Origin of the sequence: Kitasatospora sp. NPDC018058, assembly GCF_044327205.1 — a bacterium.
In the GTDB taxonomy this organism is placed as follows: domain Bacteria; phylum Actinomycetota; class Actinomycetes; order Streptomycetales; family Streptomycetaceae; genus Kitasatospora.
The window spans coordinates 25,364-47,981 of the sequence record NZ_JBIRFA010000016.1 but is presented as its reverse complement, the minus strand read 5'-3'; the positions used below and the strand labels follow the sequence as shown (position 1 = coordinate 47,981).

The following is a 22,618-nucleotide window of genomic DNA, read 5'->3' as shown; positions in this document are numbered from 1 at the left end:
GGCTGACCCGGTGATCCTGGAGCTCTGTCCCGGCCGTCTCACCTGGGACACGGTGGACCCTGCCCGAAACCCCTTCGACCCCGAGTCGGCCGCCCGCGAGGTGCGCGCCCTCGGACCGGCCCGGAACGCGCCCACCCGGCCCGACCCGTCCCACCCCGATCTCAGGAAGATCAACTGGGATGGGACCGTGGCCAACCGGTGGACCGACGCCATGACGCTCGCCCTCGTCCGACACTTCGGCGACTGGGCCGCGGGCTGGCGCTATTCGACGGGCGAAGGGGGCATCGGCGGCGGGCCGGTCGGCAACTGGTGCTGCCCCGCGCACTCGGTCACCGCCCCGGAGGAGACGGTCGAGCGCGTCATCGCATCGCTGTGCGAGTGGCGCGAGTGGCTGGAGAGCCTCGCCGACCGGTTCGAGGTCTACCCGCTGGACCCGGCCACCCTCGATGACCAACGGATCCTGTGGGAACGCGCCGTTCGGAACCTGGTCCAGCAGGTGGTCGACCGCACCGGCGCCGAGAGCGGCTGGTACGGGCACTGTTACCAGGTGCTCACCTGGTTCCTCAGCCGCTGGGGCTTCGATCCCGAAGCCGCCGACAGCCTCGTCGGGCAGGCGATCGGCGGGCGCTTCAAGAGCTGGACCGCCCCGAAGCTGGTCCTGATCGACGACGTCGCCGAGCAGATCGCGGAGTCGCTGCCCCTCGCGGAGGCCGCCCCCCGCCCGGCCGAGCCCACCCCGGACCACCTGCGGAGCTGGCTCGCCCTGCGCGAGGCCGTCGCCTGGCCGGAGCCCTCGCCCGAGGCCGGGGACGGACCGGTGACCCCTGAGCGCGACGGCGCCGCCGACGACATCCGCAACTTCGACGCAGCTCTGGACGCGGCCCGCGCGACCGGCCTGCTCACGGCCCTCGACCTGCTGCGCGCCGACGCCGCACGCGGCGCCCGGCTCGACTTCGACCTGCTCCGCGGCTGGCAGCAGCGCGTCCTGGGCATGCCGGAGCCGCCGCCGTTCCGCACCCTGCCGGCCTTCGCCAAGGAAGGCCGGGAACGCTACGGCATCGACGCCGACACCCGTGCCCGTCTGGACGCCTGCCTCGCCGAGAGCACGGCCGACGGCGGACTCCCGCTCACCGCCCGGGCCGCACGCGCCTACCTCGACGTGTGCTTCTTCCACCCCTTCGACGACGGCAACGCCCGCACCGCCTTCCTCACCCTGCTCTTCGTCCTGGCCCGCGAGGGCATCGCCCTCGACGACGTCCTCCTCCTGCGCCGAGTGAGCTTCCAGGCCGACAACCCCGACGACCCGACGACCCTCGCCCGCTACATCGACCTCCACCTCAGGGAGACCCGGCGCAAAGCCGGCTGACCCGCCCTGAGGCCGTGGGGGACGTCGGCCCGGCCGACCTCCCACGCAGCGGGGACGGCACTCAGCGGAACCAGGTGCGGATCGCCTCCGCGGTCTCCCGGACGTCGGCGTTCCCGGCCCGGATACGGGCGGCGAGGTCGACAGCCTGCTTGGGTTCGGCGGTGACGATGACACCGGAGGCGCTCAGGTAGGAGGCGGCGACCACCGCGGCGAAGTGCTCGTTGACCGACTCCAGGGCCGGGACCCGGATCAGCTGGTGCATCAGCGCTGCCGCGCGCTGGTGCACTGCGCCGTAGACGGGCACCTCCATGACGGCGTCGGCGTGTCGGGCGACAGCGGCGGCGAGGGTGCCGTAGTCGGTGACGTCCGGGTCGCTCGGCAGGAACCGGTGGGCGATGTCGAGCAGCCACGCCCGGTCGACCCACAGGATCACGCCGCGTCCGCCGTGGCCTCGCGGGTGCTCCGCGGGTACGGCCCGAACTCCTCCTCGAACGCCGGCCCCCAGGCCTGCGCGAAGTGCGCGGCGGCGGTCAGGAACCGCTCCCGCCGCTCGTCCGCCTCCTCCGCCAGCACCTTGCGGGCGTAGTCCGGCAGGCTCATCCCGGCCGCCTCGGCGCGCCGCTCCAGGGCCTCGTGCACGGCGTCGTCCAGTCGGACGTTCAGCTGCTTCATAGCGGCGAGCGTAGCGTCGCGTATCGCCCGCTACAAGACGCGCTCGGACCGCCGGCGGGCGGCCCGGGGCGGGCCGTCCGCCAGGCCGTGCACCCGCTCCCTCTACGCGCCGTCCCGACGGTCCTCGACCCGGACGTCCAAAACCGGCCAGTGCGCCGCCCACCGGGCCAGCCGGTCCGCGTCCAACGGGCTCCGCGGGACCAACGAGCCGTCCGGCAGGAAGGTCACCCAGGTGCCGGTGGTCCCGTCGGGCTCGATCGGATCGAGGCCGGTCGCCGGGATGCCGTGCTCGTAGCGCTGGGTCCAGGCCCCGTTGAGGCGGCGGTTGGTGTGGAGCAGCCGGGTGCTGAGCGCCGCGACGACCGAAATGCCCCGGCGCGGCCGCCCGTCCGGGAGTCGCTCCGCCTCGGGCGCGTCGAAGAAGCGCAAATCCTTGGTCGCCATCACCGGCTTCTTGACCACCTCGCCGCGCTCGTCGACCCGGGTGTCGGTGCCCCGTCCGTCGTCCCGCACCGTGACCGAGCCGTCCGCGTTCAGCGCGACGACGCACCGCCCCTCGCCCCGGCTGGCCGCCTCGTCGGCCGCGTACGCGACCACCTCCAGCACGAGGTGCTCCACCCCACCCGGCGCGAAACCCCCGGGCTCGCGCCGGATGCCGGCGAGGTGGTCCGCGTCCACGGCGGCGGCCCAGTCGTGGGTGGTGTTGATCCAGTCAGCCCTTGATCCGTTCACCCGAGGAGTATCCCCCGACGGCGGGCGTCGCCCCTCCCGGCCCCCGCCGCCAGGTGGTCGCCCAACGCGCCGCGCCGGCACAGGACTTGCCGCCCGTCGCGGGCGCGCGCGTCCCCGAGGGCGGCGACGCGGCGGCTGGGGTGGGCCAGGCCTGCACCGTGTGTCCGGGAGCCCCGAGCCGGCTCAAGACGGCCTACATGGCCTGCTCCTCCCTGGGTGGCAGCGCCGGCTCCTGACTCGGGGTGCGGACCGGGGGCGGGCCGGCTGGTGGGGCCCGTGCGCGCTGCCGGCCGCGCTGGCCGCGCTCGCCCTCGGCCGTCACCTGCTCGCCGTCCGCGGAGACGCGGGACCGGTTCCGGTCAGCCGGTGACCAGCCGCCGCCCGCTGATCTCGGCCGGCCTGATCCGCACCCACTTCGGCCGGTAGCCGCCCGCCCAGGGGGCCGCGCCGGGGAGGCCGTCGAGACGCCGCAGTTCCTCCGGGTCGTCCACGTAGTGCGCCTCCCCGAGGGCGAGCACGCTCCAGCCGCGCCCCAGGCACTCGTCGATGTGGTCGACCTGGAAGGACACCTCGGCGCCCTCCTCCGGGGCGGTGGCGGCGCGTTCGCCGGTGCGGTAGGCGAAGGAGTCCAGGTCGACCACGTAGTTGACGGGGTGGACCACCGGTCCGGGCCGCACCGGCAGGCCGATCCGGCCGACGCCCTGGGTGCCGACCGCCTCCCAGCACTCGGCCTCGGCCAGGTGGAGCAGCCGGGGCCGCAGGCCCGGTCCGCCGCGGCCGGGCGGGGCGTCGGCACGTCCCTCCAGGAGTTCGTCCGGGCTGGTGCCGAGGGCGGCGGCGATCCGCACGAAGCCGCCGGGGTCGAACGCGGGCCCGGCTTCGAGCAGGTGGCGCAGGTAGCGGGGGGCCATCGCCGCCCGGTGGGCCAGGAACTCCTCGGTGAGGCCGAGTTGCTCGCGCCGCTCGGTGATCCGGCGGGCCGCGGCGGCGGGGTCGGGATCGGTCGTCTCGTTCACGGTGGTGGCTCCTCGGCTTGCCAAGGGACGGTGTCCGGACGCTCATCCGGACGGTGACCAGGCCGGATCCATCCAAGCGCCCGGCTCACCCCAAGTCGAGGAACAGCACGGCCCCGTGCGTGTCGGAGCGGCTCCGCGCACACCCCACGGGCACTCCACGGGCATCCGCCCCGGACTCGACGAGCACCCGCCCCGAACCCGACCTTGATCCGCCACCCCTCGACTGCGATCATCCATCTGACGCGGAATCAGGTCCGCGTCGCGAACGGGGAACAACGGGGAAACAAGGAGAGACATCCGTGATCGTCGTGACGGGTGCCACCGGTACGGTCGGCTCCAACGTGGTCGTGGGGCTGCGTGAGCGCGGCCGGGCGGTTCGGGCACTGGTGCGCGCCGGGTCCGAGGGCCCGGCGGAGTGGGACGAGGCGGTCGAGCGGGTCGCCGCCGACTTCGCCGACCCGGACTCGCTGGACGCGGCCCTCGCCGGGGCGGACACCGTCTACCTGCTGGTGGCGGTGCACCCGGAGATGGCCGCCCATGAGCGGAACGTGATAGACGCCGCCGTCCGCACCGGCCGCCGCCCGCGGATCGTGCTGCACGCGGCGGCCGGAGTCGAGTACCGGCCGGAGGGCGTGCGCTTCGTCGGCTCGCACGTCGCGGGCCTGGACCACCTGAAGGCCTCCGCCCTGCCGTGGACGGTGCTCGGGGCGAACGGCTTCTACCAGAACTTCCTCGGCATGGCCGAGTCGGTCAAGGCCGGCACCCTGGCCGTGCCGGGTGGCGACGGTGCGGTGTCGTACGTGGACGCCCGGGACGTCGCGGCGGCCGCCGTCGAGGTGCTGGTCACCGAGGGGCACGAGGGCGCGATCTACACCCTGACCGGCCCGGCCGCGCTCACCCACGGGGAGCTGGCCGAGCAGCTGGCCGCCGTCGCGGGCCGCCCGGTGTCGTACACCGCGCTCGCGCCGGAGCAGGCGCTGGCCCGGATGCTCGGCGCGGGCTGGCAGGCGTGGCGGGCCGAGGGCATGGTCGAGCTGTACGGGCTGTACGCGGCCGGGCAGGCCTCTACGGTCGGCTCGGACGTGGAGAAGCTGACCGGCCGCCGGCCGCGCTCCTTCGCCGAGTTCGCCGCCGAGCACGCGGACGTCTTCCGCGCCTGAACCACCGCCTGGGCCACCGACTGGGCCGCTGATCCATCACCGGACAGCCGTCCGGGCGCGCCGTCACTCCGCCGTGACGGCGCGCCCCCGGTCCGAGCGGCGGTCCCACAGCGCCGGGACGAGGGCCGCCGGCATCACCGCCGCCGTGAGCGCGAACGCCCACGGGTAGCCCGTCCCGCCCGCGACCGCGCCGAAGGCCACCGCGCCGACGCCCATCGCCCCGTCGTAGGCGACGTTCCACAGCGCGGTGACGGTCCCGAACCCGGCGGGCGGCACCCGCGCGTACATGAGCGCCAGCGTGGCGTTCTGCGCGGCGCCGAACCCGAGCCCGAACACCACGGCCCCCGCCACCACGGCCACCGCGCTGCCCGTCCAGGTCAGCAGCACCACCCCGCCCGCCGAGGCCAGCAGCGCGGGCAGCACCAGCCTGGCCGCGCCGCGTCGGTCGCCGTACCGACCGGCCAGCCAGCGGCCGAGCGTCGCAGCGCCCGGCTGGACGAACAGCGCCACCGCGACGGCACCCGCGGACGGCACGGCGAGCGGCAGGAAGGTCACGATGATGCCGGCCGCCAGCGCCGTCGAGGCGAACACCACGGCCGGGCGCAGCAGTCCGCCGTCGCGCAGCCCCTGCCGGATGCCGACGGCCGGGCCGCCCGACCGGTCGCGCTCGGGCAGCCCGGGGACGGAGGCGACCGCGACCAGCGGGGCCGCCGCGCCGATCGCGAACACCCAGCCGTAGCCGAGGTGTCGGGCCAGCCAGACGCCGAGCGGCAGCCCGAGCACGGCGGGCACGCCGGAGACCAGGCCGACCAGGGCGAGGCCCTCGCCGCGCCGTTCGTCGGGGATCAGCGAGGCGGTCAGCGCCCCGCCCGCGACCAGGGTGATCGCGAAGCCGAACCCGCGCAGCAGGCAGACCGTGACCACCGCCGGCATGCCGCTGGTCGGCATGCCGGCGATCGGCACGAGCACCAGCGCGGGCGCGCCCAGCAGCACCAACCCGACGGCCAGCACCGGCCGGTAGCCGTAGCGGGTGGTCAGCGTGGGGGTGACGAGCTCGCCGATCACGGTGGTGAGCATCAGCGCGCCGGTGGCCAGGCCCGCCGCGTGTTCGCCGCCGCCGGTCTCCCGGGCGTACAGCGGGACGGTGGACAGCAGCAGGTTGAAGCCGATGGAGCCGCCGAGCAGGGAGACGAAGCGCACCGACAGGGCCCTGGTCACCAACGGCGGGCGGGTGGAACCGGAGTGCCGGGACTGGGAGTTCGTCGTCGTGGTCACCCGGTGACGGTACCCGGCGCCGCGGCGGATCGCCGGTGCGCAGCGGCCGCCGGCAACGATGCGTCAAGATCCCGCCGCACACGCCTTACCGTGCGGGCCGGCCGGGCGCATACTGTGCTGCGCGCGGCGAGCATCCGGCGACAGGGCCACCCCGGACCCGGCCCGGCTGCGCCGCGACGGGGAGAAGGTAGAACAGCGTGGCAGTACTCGTGGTCGTCGTCGTGGTCGTCCTGCTCTGGCTGATGACCGGCGTGCGGGTGGTGCAGCAGTACGAGCGCGGCGTGGTGTTCCGGCTGGGCCGGGTGCGCGGGTCGGTCCGCGAGCCGGGTCTGACCCTGCTGGTGCCGATGCTCGACCGGATGCGCAAGGTGAACGTCCAGGTCGTCACCATGCCGGTGCCCGCCCAGGAGGGCATCACCAAGGACAACGTCTCGGTGAGCGTCGACGCGGTGCTGTACTTCCGCGTGGTCGAGCCGATCAGGGCCACCGTGGACGTGCAGAACTACAGCTTCGCCATGCTGCAGGTCGCCCAGACCTCGCTGCGTTCGATCATCGGCAAGAGCGAGCTGGACGACCTGCTGTCCGGCCGGGAGCACCTGCACCAGGCGCTGGAGGTCATGTTGGAGAGCCCGGCGGCGGGCTGGGGCGTCCACATCGACCGGGTGGAGATCAAGGACGTCAGCCTGCCCGACTCGATGAAGCGCTCGATGGCCCGTCAGGCCGAGGCCGACCGCGAGCGCCGGGCCCGGATCATCACCGCCGACGGCGAGTTCCAGGCGGCCGCCAAGCTCGCCGAGGCGGCGGGGATGATGGCCGAGGCCCCGGCGGCGATGCAGCTGCGCATGCTGCAGACGGTGGTCGAGGTGGCGGCCGAGAAGAACTCGACGCTGGTGCTGCCGTTCCCGGTGGAGCTGCTGCGCTTCTTCGAGGCCTCCACGGCACGCCTCGCCGACGGTGCGGCCGCTGCGGCTCCGGCGCCGACCGTCCCGCCGCAGACCCCGACCGTCCCGCCGCAGGCGCCCGCCGACGGCAGCTGACAGCGACCCGGCCGGCCCCGGATTATTCCCGGGCCGGCCATAGGTTCACTCTATGGCGTCATAGATCAGCACCGACTACACCTCCGCGCGACCAGCGGGTTGGCTGCAAGGGTCCAGACCACTGGCCTCCCGCTGCGCCCGACCGGAGGAACCCCCGCATGACCCGCCCGATCAGAGTCGCGATCGTCGGAGCCGGCCCCGCCGGCATCTACGCCGCGGACGCCCTGTTGAAGTCCGACGCCGCCCAGACGCCCGGGGTCTCGATCGACCTGTTCGAGCGGATGCCCGCCCCGTTCGGCCTGATCCGCTACGGCGTGGCGCCCGACCACCCGCGCATCAAGGGCATCGTCACCGCCCTGCACCAGGTGCTCGACAAGCCCCAGGTCCGGCTGTTCGGCAACGTGGACTACCCCTCCGACCTCGCCCTGGACGACCTGCACCGCTACTACGACGCCGTGGTCTTCGCCACCGGCGCGACGGCCGACCGGGCGCTCGGCATCCCCGGCATCGAGCTGGACGGCTCCTACGGCGCGGCCGACTTCGTCTCCTGGTACGACGGCCACCCGGACGTGCCCCGCACCTGGCCGCTGGAGGCCGAGAAGATCGCCGTCCTCGGCGTCGGCAACGTCGCCCTGGACGTCGCCCGGATCCTCGCCAAGACCGCCGACGAGCTGCTGCCCACCGAGATCCCGCCGAACGTGCACGAGGGTCTGAAGCGCAACCGGGCCGTCGAGGTGCACGTCTTCGGCCGCCGGGGCCCGGCGCAGGCCAAGTTCAGCCCGATGGAGCTGCGCGAGCTGGACCACTCGCCGAACATCGAGGTGATCGTCGCCCCCGAGGACATCGAGTACGACGACGGCTCGATCGCCGAGCGCCGCTCGGTCAAGCACGTCGACCTGGTCGCCTCGACCCTGGAGAACTGGGCGATCCGCGATGTCGGCGACCGCCCGCACCGGGTCCACCTGCACTTCTTCGAGTCCCCGGTGGAGGTCCTCGGCGCGGACGGCCGGGTGGTCGGCCTGCGCACCGAGCGCACCGAGCTGGACGGCACCGGCAACGTGCGCGGCACCGGGGGCTTCACCGACTGGGACGTCCAGGCGGTCTACCGGGCCGTCGGCTACTACTCGGACGAACTGCCCAAGCTGCCCTTCGACCCGGCCTCCGGGACCGTCCCGCACGAGGCCGGGCGCGTCCTGGAGGGCGACGGCTCGCATCTCACCGCCACCTACGTCACCGGCTGGATCAAGCGCGGCCCGGTCGGCCTGATCGGCCACACCAAGGGCGACGCCAACCAGACCGTCGCCTGCCTGCTGGCCGACCACGCTTCCGGCAGGCTTCCCGGCGCCGTCGAGCCGGATCCGACGGCGGTCGAGGAGTACCTGCGCGAGCGGGGCGTCCGCTACACCACCTGGGAGGGCTGGCAGCTGCTGGACGCCCATGAGCGCGCGCTCGGCGAGGCCGAGGAGCGGGAGCGGGTCAAGGTGGTCGAGCGCGAGGAGATGCTCCGCCGCAGCGGGGCGTGACCGGGTCTCACGGTCACGGCCGGACGATCGGCAGCAGCACCTCGTCCACGATGGCCGCCGGGTCGAGGTTCACGGTGTCGCCGCCGCACATCTTGATCCGGTACAGCATCAGCGCCGGGACGACGTCGGTGACCAGCGGGGTGACCGCCCCCGGGCGGACCTCGCCCCGGGCGGCGCCCCGGTCCAGCACCTCGGCGATCAGCGCGGTGGTGGGCGCGACCACCCGCTCCAGCACGAGCTTCAGGAAGGCGTGCGCACGCCGGTGGTCGAGCTCGCTCATGATCGCCCGGACCGCGGCGCCCAGCTCGCTGAACATCGCGGTGCGCAGCCCGGTCACCACCTCCAGCAGGTCCCCGCGCAGGCCGCCGGTGTCGGGGGCGGGCCGAGCCTGCGGCAGGTTGGCCCGCAGCGCGTCCATCACCAGTTCCTCCTTGGAGGACCAGCGGCGGTAGAGCGCGGCTTTGCCGGTCTGCGCGGCGGCGGCGACGCCCTCCATGGTGAGTCGCGCATAGCCGTCGGTGGTGAGCTGCTGGAGGGCCGCCTCGTAGATGGCGTTCTCCAGCGCCTCGCCGCGCCGCCGGAGCGGGGCGGCGGTCGCCGCTGTGCGCGCGGTGTCGGTTTCAGCGGACATGGCTGCGCACCTTCCGGGGGGTTCCTGTTCACCAGGCCTACCGCCAATGTTAGTGAACGAACCCGTTCCCTCCCAAGCACCGCGCGAGGTTCGGCCCCGGTCCGTGGTCCCGGAGGCCGGGGCATCGGCTCGGCCCCCGCGTCCCGCACGACCTCCGCGGCTCTGTTCGAGTGACTCCCGGGCGCTGCCGCCCCGGCGACGGCGGGCGGTTCCGCTACGAACGAGGGGCACCGTCCCCCACCGAGAGGAAGTCCCCGCCGTGGCCGCACCCACCACCTTCGACCAGAACGCGACCGGATACAGCCTCGCCCACGCCTACTGCCTGGCCAGAGCCGCCGACCTCGCCTACCGGGACGGCGCCACCATCGACCGGCAGGCCCGGGACTGGGGCTTCGACACGGTGCGCCACCACGAGACCCGGTTCACCCCGCCGTTCCCGCTCCAGGACACCCAGGCGTACACGATGGCGAGCGACCGGATGATCGTCATCGCCTTCCGCGGCACCGAACCCAAGGAGATCCGCGACTGGCTGACCGACTCCACCACCCCGCCCTCGCCCGGGCCCGCCGGGACGGGCTACGTCCACTACGGCTTCGCCGAGGCCCTCGAATCGGTCTTCCCGGACGTCCGCAAGGCCCTCACCGAACTGCGCACCGACGGCCAGACCGTCTGGCTCACCGGCCACAGCCTCGGCGGCGCCCTGGCGATGCTCGCCGCCGCCCGCCTCCACCTGGAGGACCCGCGGCTGACCGCCGACGGCGTGTGCACCTTCGGCCAGCCCCGCACCTGCGACCGCATGCTCACCGCGGCGTACAACAAGGCCCTCAAGGACCGCAGTCACCGCTTCGTCAACAACAACGACATCGTCCCCCAGCTCCCGCCCGAGCCGGCCTTCACCCACGTCGACGCCCTGCGTTTCATCGACTCCGCCGGCACCGTCCACCAGGGCGCCAGCAGCCTCCTCGCGGGCGTCGCCAACCGAGCCAAGGGCCTGACCTCCGCCGCCTTCGAGCCCACCGGCGAGGGCGTGCGCGACCACTTCATGCGCACCTACCTGACGGCGCTGGAGAGGAATCTGTGAGCACCCGGATCACCGGGGCCGCCCTCGCTTTCACGCTCGGTCCGCGTGACCGGGCCCAGGCGATCGTGGCCCGGTCACCGACCTCCTGCCGCCGGCCGGCAGCGGCTGGACCGTGCTGGCCTCCCACCCCGGCACGGCGAGCCTGGACTTCGTCCGCGGGAGGCTCTTCGACCACTCGGCGATGCGCGTGCTGCCGCCCTGCCGGCCTGCCGGCCTCCGTCCCGCACCCGGCCCGGGCGCCGCACGGGACGCCGAGCATCAGTTCGCGATCGGCGGATTGGGCCGGGTCAGCCCTCGGTCGTAGGCGAAGATCACCGCCTGGACCCGGTCCCGGGCGCCGATCTTCGCCAGCACCCGGCTGACATGCGTCTTGACGGTGGATTCGGCGAGCACCAGGCGCTGGGCGATCTCGCTGTTGGTCCAGCCGTGGGCGATGGCCACCAGGATCTCCCGCTCGCGCTCGGTCAGCGCGTCCAGCCGGGGGTCCTCGACCGGCGCCGAGCCGGGCGGGCGGACCGGCAGGTGGTGGGCGTAGGCGTCGAGCAGGCGGCGGGTGATGGCGGGGGCCACCACGGCGTCGCCCTCGGCGACCGCGCGGATCCCGGCGAGCAGTTCCTCCGGACGCGCGTCCTTGAGCAGGAAGCCGCTGGCCCCGGCGCGCAGCGCGGCGTGGGCGTACTCGTCGAGGTCGAAGGTGGTCAGCACGAGGATGCGTGAGCGTCCGCCGGTGGCGACGATCTGACGGGTGGCCTCGATGCCGTCCATGCCGGGCATCCGGATGTCCATCAGCACGACGTCGGGTCGCAGGTCGGCGGTCAGCCGGACGGCCTCGGCGCCGTGGGAGGCTTCGCCGACCACCTCGGTGTCGGGCTGGCTCTCCAGCAGCATCCGGAAGCCGTAGCGCTGCAACGGCTGGTCGTCCACGATGAGGACGGTTGTCACGTCGGGCCGCCTGTCCGGTCGGGGGTGAGGTCGAGTACGGCCTCCACGGTCCATCCTGCCCCAGGGCCGGGGCCCGCCGTGACGGTGCCGCCGTACAGGGCCGCGCGCTCGCGCATCCCGGCCAGGCCGTGTCCCTCGCCGGCCGGTCTGACCGGCCGGGGGCCGCCGCCGGGCGGGCCGCTGTCCTGAACGCGCACCCGCAGCCGGGTGGCGTCGGCGGTCACGGTCACGTGCGCCCGGGTCTCGGGGCCGGCGTGTTTGAGGGTGTTGGTGAGGGCCTCCTGGACGATGCGGTAGGCCATCAGCTGGACGCCGCGGTCGAGCTGGTCCAGGTCACCGCCGACGGTGTACCGCACCTGGGGGCCGGCGGCGCGGATGCGGGCGCACAGCCCGTCGAGGTCGGCGATGCCGGGCTGGGGGTTGAACTCGGCGGTCTGGTCGCCCTGGTCGCGCAGCACGCCGAGCATCCGGCGCAGTTCGCCGAGCGCCTGGCGGCTGGTCTCGCCGATCAGCTGCAGCGCCTCCCGGCCGCGCTCGGGGGAGGCCTGGGCGGCGTAGGCGCCGCCGTCGGCGAGGGTGACGATGACGGAGAGGTTGTGGCCGATGATGTCGTGCATCTCCCGGGCCACCCGGGTGCGTTCGGTGGCCGCGGCGAGGCGGCTGCGCTGGTCGCGCTCGATCTCCAGCCGGGCGGCGCGCTCGCGCAGCCCGGCGAGCTGGGCGCGGCGGATGCGCACCGCGATGCCGAGGGCGACGGCCGCGGTCTCGGCGCTGATCAGGAAGAACAGCGCGTCACCGATGGGCAGCCCACCGCCGGAGACCTCGACGGCGACCAGAGCCATCGCGCCGGCCATCACCACGCAGGACCAGGCCAGGTGCCGCAGCCGTCCGTGCAGGGCCAGGCTGTAGAGGGCGACCAGCAGGGCGGCGTCGGCGCGCAGGGCGACGCCGAACGACCACTGCAGCACGAACACCGCCATGATCGCGGCGAAGGCCTCGGTGGGGCGTCGGCGGCGCCACAGCAGTGGCAGGACCAGGCCCGCCTGGAGGGCCAGCATGGCCGGCAGCGGCGGGCGGAGCAGGACGACCCGGTGCTCGTGCGGGGACTCGCCGTGGCCGGGGAAGAGATCGGGGAGGCAGAACATCAGGAAGACCACCGCGACCACGGCGGTGTCCAGCACCCAGGGGTGGGCGCGGTCCGCCTCCCGCACCCGCTGGCCGATCCGGGCCAGCCTGGCGAACAGCGGGTGGCCGGACAGCGTGTCGGCGGCCACGAGCGGGCCGGTGGAGGGGGCGTGGTCCTCGCGCACCGGTGGCGTCTCCCTGGTGGTGGTACGGGTGGTGCGGCGCCGGTCGGTTCCGACGCCGCACCGGGAGTGTCTCAGGTCTCGGCCCGCGGACGGCCTCAGGCGCCGTGCGCGCTCGGGCGTCCGTGCGGCCTCAGGCGTCCGTGCGGCCTCAGGCGTCCGTGCGGACCAGCCGGACGGCCGCGCCGGCCAGGGCGAGCACCGTCCAGCCGAGGAAGACCAGCAGGCCGGCCGTCGGCGAGAGGGTGGTCGTGTCGTGGTGGAGGGCGAACATCGCCTCGCCCGCGTGGCTGGGCAGGTAGGGGCTGATGTGGTCCTGCCAGGAGCTGGGCAGCAGCGAGACCAGCCCGGGGATCAGCATCAGCGAGGCGACCAGCACCGAGATGCCGCCCGCCACCGACCGCAGCAGCGCACCGAGGGCGACCCCGATCACGCCGACCAGTCCGAGGTAGAGCCCGGCGCCCAGCAGGCCGCGGACCACCCCGGCGTCGGAGAGGGTCATCGCCGCCCGGGTGCTGGACAGGATGCCGCTGTCGGCCACGAACGTGGCGAACACCCCGACCGTGCCGAGGACCAGCGCGATCACGCCGTACACCGCGGCCTTGGACCACAGCACCGGCAGGCGGCGCGGCACGGCGGCCAGGGTGGAGCGGATCATGCCGGTCGAGTACTCGCCGGCCGCGACCAGCACACCGAGCACGCCCAGCGCCAGCTGGGCGAAGTTGGTGCCGAACAGGGACAGGCTCAGCGCGCTCGCGCTGGCGAAGTCCCGGTCCATCGGGCGGCCCGAGGTGATCCGCGACTTGAACTGGAACGCGGCGATCAGGCCGAAGGCGACCAGGAAGAGCAGCGCCAGGCCGAGCGTGATCCAGGTCGAACGGAGCGACCACAGCTTGGCCCACTCGGAGCGCAGCACACGCAGCGCCGTCACCTTATAGGCCGGGCGGGCGGGGCGCGGGTCGGCGGGCGCGGTCGGCTCGGACGTCACGACAGTGCTCATGCCGCGCTCCTCGGGGTCTCGGTCTCGATGCGGGCGGTGGTGGTGCCGTGGTACTCCACGGCGTCCCTGGTCAGGTCCATGAACGCCTCCTCCAGGGAGACCGTCCGGGGGGTGAGCTCGAAGACGGCGATGCCGTGCTCGGCGGCGGTGAGCCCGATCTCGCGGGCCGTACGGCCGGTGACCAGCAGTTCCTCGGAGCCGGACCGGCCGGTGATCTCCACGCCGGGCCCGGCGAGCGCCGAGCGCAGCCGGGCCGAGTCGGCGCTGGCCACCTTGACGGCGTCGCCGCCGGCCTCGCGGATCAGGTCCTGCACGGTGGTGTCGGCCAGCAGCCGGCCGCGTCCGACGATGATCAGGTGGTCGGCGACCAGCGAGACCTCGCTCATCAGGTGCGAGGAGACGAAGACGGTCCGGCCCTCGGCGGCGAGGGAGGTGAGCAGGTTTCGGATCCACAGGACGCCCTCGGGGTCGAGGCCGTTGACCGGCTCGTCCAGCATCACCGTGGCCGGGTCGCCCAGCAGGGCGGCCGCGATGCCGAGCCGCTGGCCCATGCCGAGCGAGAACGCCCCGGCCCGCTTGCGGGCCACCGACTGCAGGCCGGTCAGCTCGATGACCTCGTCGACCCGGCGGCGCGGGATGCCGTGGGTGTGGGCCTGGGCCATCAGGTGGTTGAACGCGGAGCGGCCGGGGTGGATCGACCTGGCCTCCAGCAGCGCGCCGACCTCCTGCAGCGGCGCGGCGTGCTCGGCGTAGCGACGGCCGTTGACCCGTACCGACCCGCTGGTGGGCGCGTCCAGTCCGACGATCATCCGCATCGTGGTGGACTTCCCGGCCCCGTTGGGCCCGAGAAACCCGGTCACCGTCCCCGGCCGGACCGTGAAGTCCAGCCCGTCCACGGCGGTCTTCTCCCCGTACCGCTTCGTCAGCTGGTGCGCCTCGATCATCGCTCACCCTTACGCTCAGGGGCCGGTCCGTCCCGGCCGCCCACGCTTCCACGCTAGGTGCGGCCGGCGCCCGATCCGTGGCACCGCGGGCTGAACATCGGCCGGGGCGTAGTACCGCGGTACCACTCCGCCACCCCACCCCGGCCGCTCTGGCGCGAAATCCGGTTCCGCCGCCGCCCGCGGCCGGTCGACGATGGGGGCATGGACGTTCAGAAGGTGACCCTGCGACGGATGACGCCGTCGGAGTACGAGGCGGCGACCAGGCACCGCGAGGCCGCGGTGGTCCTCGAACTCGCGAAGCGCATGCCTGAGGAGCCGGCCCGGGAACGCGTCCGCCGCGGCACCGCCCAGTACCTCCCGGACGGCCTCGACACCGCCGACCACCACCTCCTGTCGGCCGTGAACGAGTCCGGCGAGGTCGTCGGCACCGCCTGGATCGGCCCCGACCCCCGCGAGGCCTTCGGCACCGCCACCTCCGCCTGGCTCTACGACCTCCACGTCTTCGCCGCGTTCCGCCGCCATGGCTACGGCTCCGCCGTCCTCGCCGCCGCCGAACGACTGGTCGCCGCCGAGGGCCTGACCTCGCTGGCCCTGAACGTCCTCGGCGACAACGAGGCGGCCATCGCGCTGTACCGCCGCAGCGGCTACGGGGTGTCGGCGATGTACCTGCAGAAGGACGTGCAGCGGTGACGGACGGCGCGGGCGATCGTGACAGGGGCCCGGGGCCCTGCCGGGAGTGTGGTGCGCGGGACTGCGAGGGGCTGTTCCACGCGCTGTTGGCGTTGGACCACGCGCGGGAGGAGCCGTGGGGGCCGTTGCACGGGGTGTCGGTGTCGTGCTTCCTGCTGCAGCATCCGAGTCGGCTGCCGGCCGACGACGGGGCGCGGGCTCGGGAGTTCCTGCGGGCCCACCTCGACGGGGGCCTGGCCGAGGTGGACCGGCTGGTCGGGCGGGCGCGGGCGGCCAATTCGCACCGGGTGAAGGAGCGGGCACCGGAGGTGGTGCGGGAGGCCCCGGTGGAGGCGCCGCGGGGCGGGTACGCCGTCACGATCGCGGAGGTCGCGGTCGACGGGACCTTCCCGGCCGAGGGCTTCCCGGAGCGGGTCCGGGCCTGGGCGGCGGCGACGGTGGAGGCCTGGGGGCGGCCGTGAGCCGCCACTCGGAGCGGCCCGGGGCCGGTCGGTCAGGTGGTGCGGCGGCCGATCCGGCGGAAGCCGAGCCCCACCAGCAGGGCCGCCGCGAGGGCGTAGAGCGCGGCCTCGATCAGCTGGAACGGCCAGTACCGTGTCTCCGGGTGGTAGGTGGCGGTGACATGGAGGTCCAGCTTCGCCAGGCAGTCGATGGACCGACCGAACTGACCCGGCGCCATGCAGGCGTTGAGTCGACCGGGGTCGGGCGGAGCGCCCGAGGCGTCGACCGCGTGGCCGGCGGACACCACCCACGCGTCCGGTAGCGAGACCGTGCCGATCGTCAGCGTGGAGCCGTTCAGGATGATGCCGTCGGCGTGGTTCAGCGTGGTCGCGTCGAGCCGGATGTCGGCGGTGCGCGGCGGCAGGTAGTGCGGCCGCAGGGCCGTCGGTACGGCGAACTGCAGTCCCGTGAAGACCGCGAGGGTCAGGCCCATGGCGGCCACCGGCCGACGCAGCAGCAGGCCGGTGACGGCTCCGAGCGCCACCGCGAAGGCGGCGTACGCGAACGGTACGAGGCCTCGGGCGCCGAAGACCAGCGGTGCGAAGCGATCGCCCTTGACCGCGTCGTACGGGCTCGCGCTCCAGGTCAGCAGCAGGCCGAGCAGGCCCGCGACGGCGACCGCGGACAGCCCGGTGAACGCCAGTTTGACGGCCAGCCAGCGAGTCCGGGCCACGCTCTGGTGCCAGGCCAACCGCTGTGTCCCGGCGGCGAGTTCGGCGCTGATCAGCGGAGCTCCCCAGAACACTCCGAGCAGTCCGGGAACGGCCGCCAGGAGTAGGTCGGCGATGGTGAGGACGGTGTCGTAGCGGCCCTCGAACCCGGCGACCAGGCCGGGCGCGCAGCGGGCGGGGAGGCAGCCGGACAGGGTGTCGGCGTAGTCGCCACGGATGCGGAGCCCGAGGACGAGGAGGCAGAGCGCGCCGATCCCGGCGGTGATCGCACCGGTGATCGCCTGGGTGCGGAACTGGCGCCAGGTCAGCCACAGCATCGGAGACCCTCCCCCGCCTGCCGCGCGCCCTCGGCCAGGTAGGCGAGCACCAGCTCCTCCAGGCCCAGCGGTTCGGCGCCGGGGTACCCGGCGGGCAGCGGTTCGGTGGTGCGGACGACGAGGGTGCTCCGTGCGTCGGTGCGCTCCTCGTGGACGACCGTCGCCCCCTCGGGAAGCCCGGCCCGGCGCCCGGTGATCCGGCGGTGCCGGGCGAGCAGTTCCTCGCACGGTCCGGCCAGTTGGACCCGGGAGGCGGAGAGCAGGACCAGGTGGTCGCAGACCCGTTCCAGGTCGGTGATCACATGCGAGGACAGCACGACGGTCCGGCCCGCCCGCTCCCCCGCGAACGCCACGAGGTCGCGGAGGAAGGTGTGCCGGGCCAGCGGGTCCAGGGCGGCCACCGGCTCGTCCAGCAGCAGGAGTTCGGGCTGCTTGGCCTCGGCGAGGGCGAGCGCCAGCTGGGCGCGCTGCCCGCCGGAGAGCCGGCCGGCCTTCCGGCGGGGGTCGAGCCCGAGCCGGTCGATGCGGCGCCGCGCGGCCGCCGCGTCCCAGCCGGGGTTCATCCGGGCGCCGAAGCGCAGGTGCTCGGCGACCGTCAGATCGGCGTACACCGGGGTGTCCTGGGCGACGAACCCGACCCTCGCCAACTGCTCCCGGTCCGCGCCCGGGCGCCGCCCGAGGACCCGGATGGTTCCGGTGGTCGGGGTCGACTGGCCGGACACCAGGCCGAGCAGGGTCGACTTGCCGGCGCCGTTCGGGCCGACCAGGCCCACCACCCGGCCGGCCGGGATCGAGAGGGTGCAGTCGGACAGGGCCCAACGGCCCCGGTAGCGCTTGCCCAGGGCTTGGGCCTGGATGGCGGCGGTCATAGTTCTCCCTCGCTGTGCGGCGGTCGGTGACGGCTCCACAGTGCGGGGGAGGCGGTCCGGGATCGTCGGTCCTGGGGCCGGACTTCGGTCGCGCCGGCCGGCTCCGGGTACACCTCGTCGCGTCAGTCCGCAGACTGACGCGGGACCTCACGTCCGGCGGCTACATTGCGATCATGGAGTCGTTTCAGCCACCCCCGCTCAAACGCCTGAGCCCCGGGCACCGGGTCGTGCTCGACTGCGCGGCCGCGGTGCTGGCGATGGTCTTGTGCACCCTGGCCTGGCAGGGCACGGCCCACGTCGGCGGGCCGACGGCGGCCGACGGCGTCACCGCCGCGCTCGCCGTGCTCGCCGTGGCATTCCGGCGGCGCCGGCCGCGCGCCCTGCTCGCACCGGTCGTGATCGTCGGAGCCGCCGCCACGTTCGCGCGCGGCGGGCCGGTACCGCTGGTGGCGGTCGCCTTCGTGATGTACACCGTTCCGCAGCGATTCCCGCGACGCGCGTCGCTCCAGGTGCTCACGGCCACCTTGCTGGTGATGGTGCCGGCCGCCGGGCTCACCGGGTTCCTCCACCTGCCGTACGGCCCGCCCGCCCAGCACAGCGCCGCGCTGCTCGTGGAGGGTGCGTTGCTCGTCACGGTGGCCTGGACGATCGGCTACGCGGTACAGCAGCAGCGGCTGTACACGGCTGGACTGCGAGCGCGGGCCGAGGAGCGGGCGCAGGCCCGGGTCGCCGAGACGAAACGCGCGCTGGTCGAGGAACGGCTGCGGATCGCACGGGAGTTGCACGATGTGGTGGCGCATTCGATGAGCGTGATCGCCGTCCAGGCGGGGGTGGCGAACCATGTCGCCGCCGAGCGGCCGGAGGAGGCGCGGCGGGTGCTGTCCTCGATCGAGGAGACCAGTCGCACGGCGCTGCGCGAGATGCGGGCGCTGCTCGGCGTCCTGCGGCGGGAGGACGAGCGCTCCGAATCCTCCTCGCCCGCGCCCGGGTTGGCCGACCTCGAAGCCCTGGTGGAGCGGGCCGCCGAGGCCGGGGTCCGGGTGGAGCTGCGCATCACCGGGGACCGGCCGGGGCTCTCCGCGGGCCTGGACCTGGCGGCCTACCGGATCGTGCAGGAGGCGCTCACCAATGTGATCAAGCACGCCGCCACCGGCCACTGCCGGGTGAGCGTCGACTACGTGCCGGACGGACTCGCCGTCGAGGTGGTGGACGACGGGCGGGGCGCCGCGGACCCGGGCAGCGGGCACGGCCTGGTCGGGATGCGCGAGCGGGTGGCCGTGTACGGCGGAGAGTTCACTGCCGGCCCGCTGCCCGGGCGGGGCTTCCGGGTGGCCGCCCGGTTCCCGTTGACGGCCGGTGTCGCCGCGTGATCCGCGTACTGGTGGCGGACGACCAGGCCCTGGTCCGCGGCAGTTTCCGGGTCCTGGTGGACACCGCGCCCGACCTGGAGGCGGTCGGGGAGGCTGCCACCGGCGCCGAGGCCGTCGAACTCGCCGGGCGGGAGCGGCCCGACGTGATCCTGATGGACATCCGGATGCCGGTCCTGGACGGCATCGAGGCGACCCGGCGGATCACCGCGGACCGGGCGACCTCGGCCGCGAAGGTGCTGATGCTCACCACCTTCGACCTCGACGAGTACGTCTTCTCCGCGCTGCACGCGGGCGCGAGCGGATTCCTGCTCAAGGACACCAGGCCGGCCGACCTGCTGGAGGCGATCCGGGTCGTCGCCGCGGGTGACTCGCTGCTCGCGCCCGGGGTCACCCGACGGCTCATCGAGGAGTTCACCCGCCGCCCGGAGGCCGGACGGCAGCCGGCCGCCGAGCTGGCCGAGACGACCGGGCGGGAGCGGGAGGTGCTGACGCTGGTCGGCCTCGGGCTGTCCAACCACGAGATCGCCGCCCACCTCCACGTCAGCCTCTCCACCGCCAAGACCCACGTCGGCCGCCTGCTGATGAAGCTCGGCGCCCGCGACCGCGCCCAGCTGGTGATCGCCGCGTACGAGACCGGCCTGGTGCGGTCGTCCTACGGCGCCGCTCCGCGGGAGTGAGCGGCCCCGAGCGGCCTCGTACGGCTCTGACCGCCCCCGACCGGCCCCGACAGGCGCCGGTCGCGGCCAGCGCCGATACTGAGGCCGCAACCCGAGGTGGCCCCGGCGGCCGGGTACGGCCGTCGAGGTGCCGCGGAACCGAGGAGTACACCGTGACCGGATCCGTTGTCGTCGGCTTCGACGGCTCGCCCGAGAGCCTCGCCGCCACCGAGTGGGCGGTGCGCGAGGCGCAGCGCCGCGAGCTCGGTCTCGAGGTCGTCCAGGCCTGGCCCTGGCCGAAGCGGGACGTGGTCGGCAGCGACCAGACCTACCACCGCGCCCTGGCACACCTGGCCGACCGCGAGGCCGGACTGCATGCCCTGGCCCCCGGGGTGCCGATCACCTCCTCGCCCGTGGCCGCCGACCCGGTGGAGGTCCTGGAGACCGCTTCGCGGACCGCCGCCCTTCTGGTGCTCGGCTCGCGGGGGCTGGGCACCGTGCGCGGTTTCCTGACCGGTTCGGTGAGCCAGGAGGTGCTGCGCCGGTCCGCCTGCCCGGTGGTGCTGGTCCGGGCCCAGGGGAGCGAGCCGACCGGTGCCGTGACGGTGGGCCTCGATCTGGCGCACCCCGCGCAGGAGGTGCTGGCCTTCGCCTTCGAGGCCGCCGCGATCCGCTCGGCGCCGCTGCGCGTGGTCCACGTCTGGTCCCCGCCGGCCGGCAGCGAGTACATGTCCTACGGCGCCATCGGCGGGCTGGAGCACGAGGTCTCCGCCGTCGAGCGGACCGGGCTCGCCGAGGCCCTGGCGCCCTGGCGGGCCCGTCACCCCGAGGTGGAGGTGACGGACGAGCTGGTGCGGGGCAAGCCCGCGGTCGCGCTGGTGGACGCGGCGGCGACGGCTCGGCTGCTCGTGGTCGGCCGCCGCACCCGGCACGCACCGCTGCGCCACCATCACCTCGGCCCGGTGGCGCACGCGGCGATCCACCATGTGCGCTGCCCGGTCGCCGTCGTGCCGTACGGCTGATCCGGAGGGAGGCGAGATCCCGTCCGCTACCCACGGCTGTTCGGCCCACCCTGGACGTCATACGTTTGACCTCCCTGTTTCGGCCCACCCCTGAGGAGTACGTCATGGCCGATCACACCCGCGCCCACCTGCTCGCGGCCATCGATCTCGCGGCCTCCGCCCGGGCGCACGGCAACCACCCCTTCGGCGCGCTGCTGACCGACCCCGACGGGAGCGTCCTGCTCACGGCCGAGAACACCGTGCTGACGGACCACGACGTCACCGCCCACGCGGAGACCAACCTGGTCCGGCAGGCCTCCCGCGCCCTGGCCCCGGCGCAACTCGCCAAGGCCACCCTGTACTCCAGCACCGAGCCCTGCGCGATGTGCGCCGGCGCGATCTTCTGGAGCGGCATCCGCCGGGTGGTCTACGCGCTCGCCGCGACCGACCTGAACGCGATCGCGGGCGCGGACCCGGAGGAGCCGGTGCTCCACCTGCCGTGCCGCCAGGTCTTCGCGGCCGGCGGCAGCTCCGTGGAGGTCTCCGGACCGCACCTGTTCGAGGAGGCCGCCGCGGTGCACACGGGGTACTGGAGCTGACCCGCCGGACCATCCGGGCGGCACCGTGGCCCGGTGCCCGGTACGGGGCAGGGCACCGGTCGAGCAAGGTGCCGCACCCCGGGGCGTACGGCGACGGCGGAGCACGCCCGGGAGCCAGCGCCGACGACGGCACCGGCGCAGGCTGGAAGTAGCGAACCGGTGGACAGGCGGGAGCCGGCGATGGACACGACGCGACAGGCGCCGGACGAGACCGGGGCATGGGTGGTCACCCGCCCCGGCGCGGTCGGTACGGCGGGCCCGGGGCCGTTGCTCTGGGAGCGCCGGCCGCTGGCCGGGCCGGGGCCCGGGGAGATCCTGGTGGAGGTGGAGGCCTGCGGGGTGTGCCGCACGGACCTGCACCTGGCGGAGGGGGACCTCGCCCCCAGGACGCCGAGGTGCACGCCCGGGCACGAGGTGGTCGGCCTCGTCCGGGCGGCCGGCTCCGGGGTCGAGGGGTTCGCGGTCGGGGACCGGGCCGGGGTGGCCTGGCTGGCCCACACCTGCGGCGGCTGCGCGTACTGCCGGGCCGGGCGGGAGAACCTCTGCCCGGACTCCCGCTACACCGGCTGGGACCGGCACGGCGGCTACGCCGAGCACGTGCTCGCCGACGCCCGGTTCGCCTACCGGCTGCCCGAGGGCCCGCCCGCCGAGGAGCTCGCCCCGCTGCTGTGCGCCGGGATCATCGGCTACCGGGCCCTGGAGCGGGCCGACCTCCCGCAGGGCGGGCTCCTGGGCATCTACGGCTTCGGTGCGTCCGCGCACCTGACCGCCCAGATCGCCCTGGCCCGGGGTGCGCGGGTGGCCGTGTTCACCCGGGGTGCGCAGGCCCGACGGCTGGCCCTGGAGCTCGGTGCCGGTTTCGCGGGCGATTCCTACGACCCCGCCCCGGAGCCGCTGGACGCCGCCATCCTGTTCGCCCCGGCCGGCGAACTGGTGCCGGTCGCCCTCGCGGCACTGGATCGCGGTGGCACGCTCGCGGTGGCCGGCATCCACCTCAGCGACATCCCGACGCTCGACTACCAGCGGCACCTGTTCCAGGAGCGCACGCTGCGCAGCGTCACCGCCAACACCCGGGCCGACGGCCGGGCGTACCTGGCGGAGGCGGCCCGGACCCGCCCGGCCGTGCATGTGCGCCGCTACCCGCTGCGGCAGGCGGACACGGCGCTCGCGGACCTCGCCGCCGACCGGGTGACCGGGGTCGCGGTGCTCGTCGCGGAGTAGCGGAGTGGCGGGGTGACGGAGTAACGGGAGCTACCGA

At 74.4% G+C, this 22,618-nt stretch carries 24 protein-coding genes and 1 pseudogene; 13 read left to right on the top strand and 12 right to left on the bottom strand.

Going from position 1 to position 22,618, the window contains the following annotated elements; all coding sequences use genetic code 11:
• Positions 1-10: 10 nt before the first annotated feature.
• Positions 11-1,366 (top strand): Fic family protein, encoded by a 1,356-nt coding sequence (locus tag ACH4E7_RS23005; RefSeq protein ID WP_396250882.1) that lies wholly within the window; start codon positions 11-13, stop codon positions 1,364-1,366.
• A 61-nt stretch (positions 1,367-1,427) separates the two neighbouring features.
• Here ACH4E7_RS23005 and ACH4E7_RS23000 read toward each other — a convergent pair whose 3' ends face one another.
• The 4 genes from ACH4E7_RS23000 to ACH4E7_RS22985 form a co-directional block, all read right to left on the bottom strand.
• Positions 1,428-1,799: a fic family toxin-antitoxin system, toxin component gene (locus ACH4E7_RS23000; protein ID WP_396250881.1), complete on the bottom strand. Its 372-nt coding sequence runs from the start codon at positions 1,797-1,799 to the stop codon at positions 1,428-1,430.
• Positions 1,796-2,038 (bottom strand): plasmid mobilization protein, encoded by a 243-nt coding sequence (locus ACH4E7_RS22995; protein WP_396250880.1) that lies wholly within the window; start codon positions 2,036-2,038, stop codon positions 1,796-1,798. The genes ACH4E7_RS23000 and ACH4E7_RS22995 overlap by 4 nt, the downstream gene beginning before the upstream one ends.
• 102 nt (positions 2,039-2,140) lie before the next feature.
• Positions 2,141-2,770 (bottom strand): ATP-binding protein, encoded by a 630-nt coding sequence (locus ACH4E7_RS22990; protein ID WP_396250879.1) that lies wholly within the window; start codon positions 2,768-2,770, stop codon positions 2,141-2,143.
• A gap of 359 nt (positions 2,771-3,129) precedes the next feature.
• Complete coding sequence (locus ACH4E7_RS22985; RefSeq protein ID WP_396250878.1) at positions 3,130-3,786, bottom strand: helix-turn-helix domain-containing protein; 657 nt, start codon at positions 3,784-3,786, stop codon at positions 3,130-3,132.
• 299 nt (positions 3,787-4,085) lie between these two features.
• Here ACH4E7_RS22985 and ACH4E7_RS22980 point away from each other — a divergent pair, with 299 nt between their 5' ends.
• The gene (locus ACH4E7_RS22980) at positions 4,086-4,946 is read left to right on the top strand and encodes an NAD(P)H-binding protein (protein ID WP_396250877.1); all 861 of its coding nucleotides are present in this window, start codon (positions 4,086-4,088) and stop codon (positions 4,944-4,946) included.
• A gap of 63 nt (positions 4,947-5,009) precedes the next feature.
• Here ACH4E7_RS22980 and ACH4E7_RS22975 read toward each other — a convergent pair whose 3' ends face one another.
• Positions 5,010-6,221 (bottom strand): MFS transporter, encoded by a 1,212-nt coding sequence (locus ACH4E7_RS22975; protein WP_396250876.1) that lies wholly within the window; start codon positions 6,219-6,221, stop codon positions 5,010-5,012.
• A 242-nt stretch (positions 6,222-6,463) separates the two neighbouring features.
• Between ACH4E7_RS22975 and ACH4E7_RS22970 the strand changes: the two genes are divergently transcribed.
• On the top strand, positions 6,464-7,258 hold the full coding sequence (locus ACH4E7_RS22970; protein WP_396251057.1) for a slipin family protein: 795 nt from the start codon (positions 6,464-6,466) through the stop codon (positions 7,256-7,258).
• A gap of 158 nt (positions 7,259-7,416) precedes the next feature.
• On the top strand, positions 7,417-8,781 hold the full coding sequence (locus tag ACH4E7_RS22965) for an FAD-dependent oxidoreductase (RefSeq protein WP_396250875.1): 1,365 nt from the start codon (positions 7,417-7,419) through the stop codon (positions 8,779-8,781).
• Positions 8,782-8,794: 13 nt separating this feature from the next.
• On the opposite strand, the gene ACH4E7_RS22960 is transcribed toward ACH4E7_RS22965, so the two are convergent.
• Positions 8,795-9,412, bottom strand: coding sequence for a TetR/AcrR family transcriptional regulator C-terminal ligand-binding domain-containing protein (locus ACH4E7_RS22960; RefSeq protein WP_396250874.1), 618 nt, complete (start codon positions 9,410-9,412; stop codon positions 8,795-8,797).
• Positions 9,413-9,671: 259 nt separating this feature from the next.
• Between ACH4E7_RS22960 and ACH4E7_RS22955 the strand changes: the two genes are divergently transcribed.
• Both ACH4E7_RS22955 and ACH4E7_RS22950 read left to right on the top strand, forming a co-directional pair.
• Positions 9,672-10,493: an Mbeg1-like protein gene (locus ACH4E7_RS22955; protein WP_396250873.1), complete on the top strand. Its 822-nt coding sequence runs from the start codon at positions 9,672-9,674 to the stop codon at positions 10,491-10,493.
• 82 nt (positions 10,494-10,575) lie between these two features.
• Positions 10,576-10,797: pseudogene (locus tag ACH4E7_RS22950) on the top strand (hypothetical protein); the annotation flags it as partial.
• Here ACH4E7_RS22950 and ACH4E7_RS22945 read toward each other — a convergent pair.
• The 4 genes from ACH4E7_RS22945 to ACH4E7_RS22930 all read right to left on the bottom strand — a co-directional run bounded on the left by ACH4E7_RS22945 (position 10,752) and on the right by ACH4E7_RS22930 (position 14,686).
• A complete protein-coding gene (locus tag ACH4E7_RS22945) occupies positions 10,752-11,435 on the bottom strand; it encodes a response regulator (protein ID WP_396250872.1) in 684 nt (227 codons plus the stop codon). The pseudogene ACH4E7_RS22950 and the gene ACH4E7_RS22945 overlap by 46 nt on opposite strands.
• Entirely contained in the window at positions 11,432-12,745 is a 1,314-nt protein-coding gene (locus ACH4E7_RS22940) for a sensor histidine kinase (protein ID WP_396250871.1), read from the bottom strand. Before ACH4E7_RS22940 ends, ACH4E7_RS22945 begins: the two co-directional genes overlap by 4 nt.
• 148 nt (positions 12,746-12,893) lie before the next feature.
• Positions 12,894-13,742, bottom strand: coding sequence for an ABC transporter permease (locus tag ACH4E7_RS22935; RefSeq protein ID WP_396250870.1), 849 nt, complete (start codon positions 13,740-13,742; stop codon positions 12,894-12,896).
• Entirely contained in the window at positions 13,739-14,686 is a 948-nt protein-coding gene (locus ACH4E7_RS22930) for an ABC transporter ATP-binding protein (RefSeq protein WP_396250869.1), read from the bottom strand. The genes ACH4E7_RS22935 and ACH4E7_RS22930 overlap by 4 nt, the downstream gene beginning before the upstream one ends.
• A 201-nt stretch (positions 14,687-14,887) precedes the next feature.
• Between ACH4E7_RS22930 and ACH4E7_RS22925 the strand changes: the two genes are divergently transcribed.
• The gene (locus ACH4E7_RS22925) at positions 14,888-15,376 is read left to right on the top strand and encodes a GNAT family N-acetyltransferase (protein WP_396250868.1); all 489 of its coding nucleotides are present in this window, start codon (positions 14,888-14,890) and stop codon (positions 15,374-15,376) included.
• Positions 15,373-15,837, top strand: a complete 465-nt coding sequence (locus ACH4E7_RS22920; protein ID WP_396250867.1) for a DUF5946 family protein — start codon at positions 15,373-15,375, stop codon at positions 15,835-15,837. The genes ACH4E7_RS22925 and ACH4E7_RS22920 overlap by 4 nt, the downstream gene beginning before the upstream one ends.
• A gap of 32 nt (positions 15,838-15,869) precedes the next feature.
• Here the strand turns inward: ACH4E7_RS22920 and ACH4E7_RS22915 are convergent, their stop codons facing one another.
• Together ACH4E7_RS22915 and ACH4E7_RS22910 are read right to left on the bottom strand one after the other, a co-directional pair.
• Positions 15,870-16,865 (bottom strand): transporter, encoded by a 996-nt coding sequence (locus tag ACH4E7_RS22915; RefSeq protein WP_396250866.1) that lies wholly within the window; start codon positions 16,863-16,865, stop codon positions 15,870-15,872.
• On the bottom strand, positions 16,853-17,734 hold the full coding sequence (locus ACH4E7_RS22910) for an ABC transporter ATP-binding protein (protein WP_396250865.1): 882 nt from the start codon (positions 17,732-17,734) through the stop codon (positions 16,853-16,855). The genes ACH4E7_RS22915 and ACH4E7_RS22910 overlap by 13 nt, the downstream gene beginning before the upstream one ends.
• A 173-nt stretch (positions 17,735-17,907) precedes the next feature.
• Here ACH4E7_RS22910 and ACH4E7_RS22905 point away from each other — a divergent pair, with 173 nt between their 5' ends.
• From ACH4E7_RS22905 to ACH4E7_RS22885, 5 genes are all read left to right on the top strand, one after another.
• A complete protein-coding gene (locus ACH4E7_RS22905; protein WP_396250864.1) occupies positions 17,908-19,104 on the top strand; it encodes a sensor histidine kinase in 1,197 nt (398 codons plus the stop codon).
• Positions 19,101-19,781: a response regulator gene (locus ACH4E7_RS22900; RefSeq protein ID WP_396250863.1), complete on the top strand. Its 681-nt coding sequence runs from the start codon at positions 19,101-19,103 to the stop codon at positions 19,779-19,781. Before ACH4E7_RS22905 ends, ACH4E7_RS22900 begins: the two co-directional genes overlap by 4 nt.
• A 152-nt stretch (positions 19,782-19,933) precedes the next feature.
• Positions 19,934-20,782, top strand: a complete 849-nt coding sequence (locus tag ACH4E7_RS22895; RefSeq protein ID WP_396250862.1) for a universal stress protein — start codon at positions 19,934-19,936, stop codon at positions 20,780-20,782.
• A 104-nt stretch (positions 20,783-20,886) separates the two neighbouring features.
• A complete protein-coding gene (locus tag ACH4E7_RS22890) occupies positions 20,887-21,360 on the top strand; it encodes a nucleoside deaminase (RefSeq protein WP_355671595.1) in 474 nt (157 codons plus the stop codon).
• Between the two features lie 180 nt (positions 21,361-21,540).
• Positions 21,541-22,581, top strand: a complete 1,041-nt coding sequence (locus ACH4E7_RS22885; RefSeq protein ID WP_396250861.1) for a zinc-dependent alcohol dehydrogenase family protein — start codon at positions 21,541-21,543, stop codon at positions 22,579-22,581.
• The last annotated feature ends 37 nt before the right edge of the window (positions 22,582-22,618 follow it).

Bases quoted from the DNA above. Each gene is read 5' to 3' on its own strand.
- ACH4E7_RS22995 (WP_396250880.1), bottom strand. From the start codon at position 2,038: ATGAAGCAGCTGAACGTCCGACTGGACGACGCCGTGCACGAGGCCCTG.
- ACH4E7_RS22970 (WP_396251057.1), top strand. From the start codon at position 6,464: ATGACCGGCGTGCGGGTGGTGCAGCAGTACGAGCGCGGCGTGGTGTTC.
- ACH4E7_RS22965 (WP_396250875.1), top strand. From the start codon at position 7,417: ATGACCCGCCCGATCAGAGTCGCGATCGTCGGAGCCGGCCCCGCCGGC.
- ACH4E7_RS22960 (WP_396250874.1), bottom strand. From the start codon at position 9,412: ATGTCCGCTGAAACCGACACCGCGCGCACAGCGGCGACCGCCGCCCCG.
- ACH4E7_RS22935 (WP_396250870.1), bottom strand. From the start codon at position 13,742: ATGAGCACTGTCGTGACGTCCGAGCCGACCGCGCCCGCCGACCCGCGC.
- ACH4E7_RS22930 (WP_396250869.1), bottom strand. From the start codon at position 14,686: ATGATCGAGGCGCACCAGCTGACGAAGCGGTACGGGGAGAAGACCGCC.
- ACH4E7_RS22925 (WP_396250868.1), top strand. From the start codon at position 14,888: ATGGACGTTCAGAAGGTGACCCTGCGACGGATGACGCCGTCGGAGTAC.
- ACH4E7_RS22915 (WP_396250866.1), bottom strand. From the start codon at position 16,865: ATGCTGTGGCTGACCTGGCGCCAGTTCCGCACCCAGGCGATCACCGGT.
- ACH4E7_RS22910 (WP_396250865.1), bottom strand. From the start codon at position 17,734: ATGACCGCCGCCATCCAGGCCCAAGCCCTGGGCAAGCGCTACCGGGGC.
- ACH4E7_RS22905 (WP_396250864.1), top strand. From the start codon at position 17,908: ATGGAGTCGTTTCAGCCACCCCCGCTCAAACGCCTGAGCCCCGGGCAC.
- ACH4E7_RS22890 (WP_355671595.1), top strand. From the start codon at position 20,887: ATGGCCGATCACACCCGCGCCCACCTGCTCGCGGCCATCGATCTCGCG.
- ACH4E7_RS22885 (WP_396250861.1), top strand. From the start codon at position 21,541: ATGGACACGACGCGACAGGCGCCGGACGAGACCGGGGCATGGGTGGTC.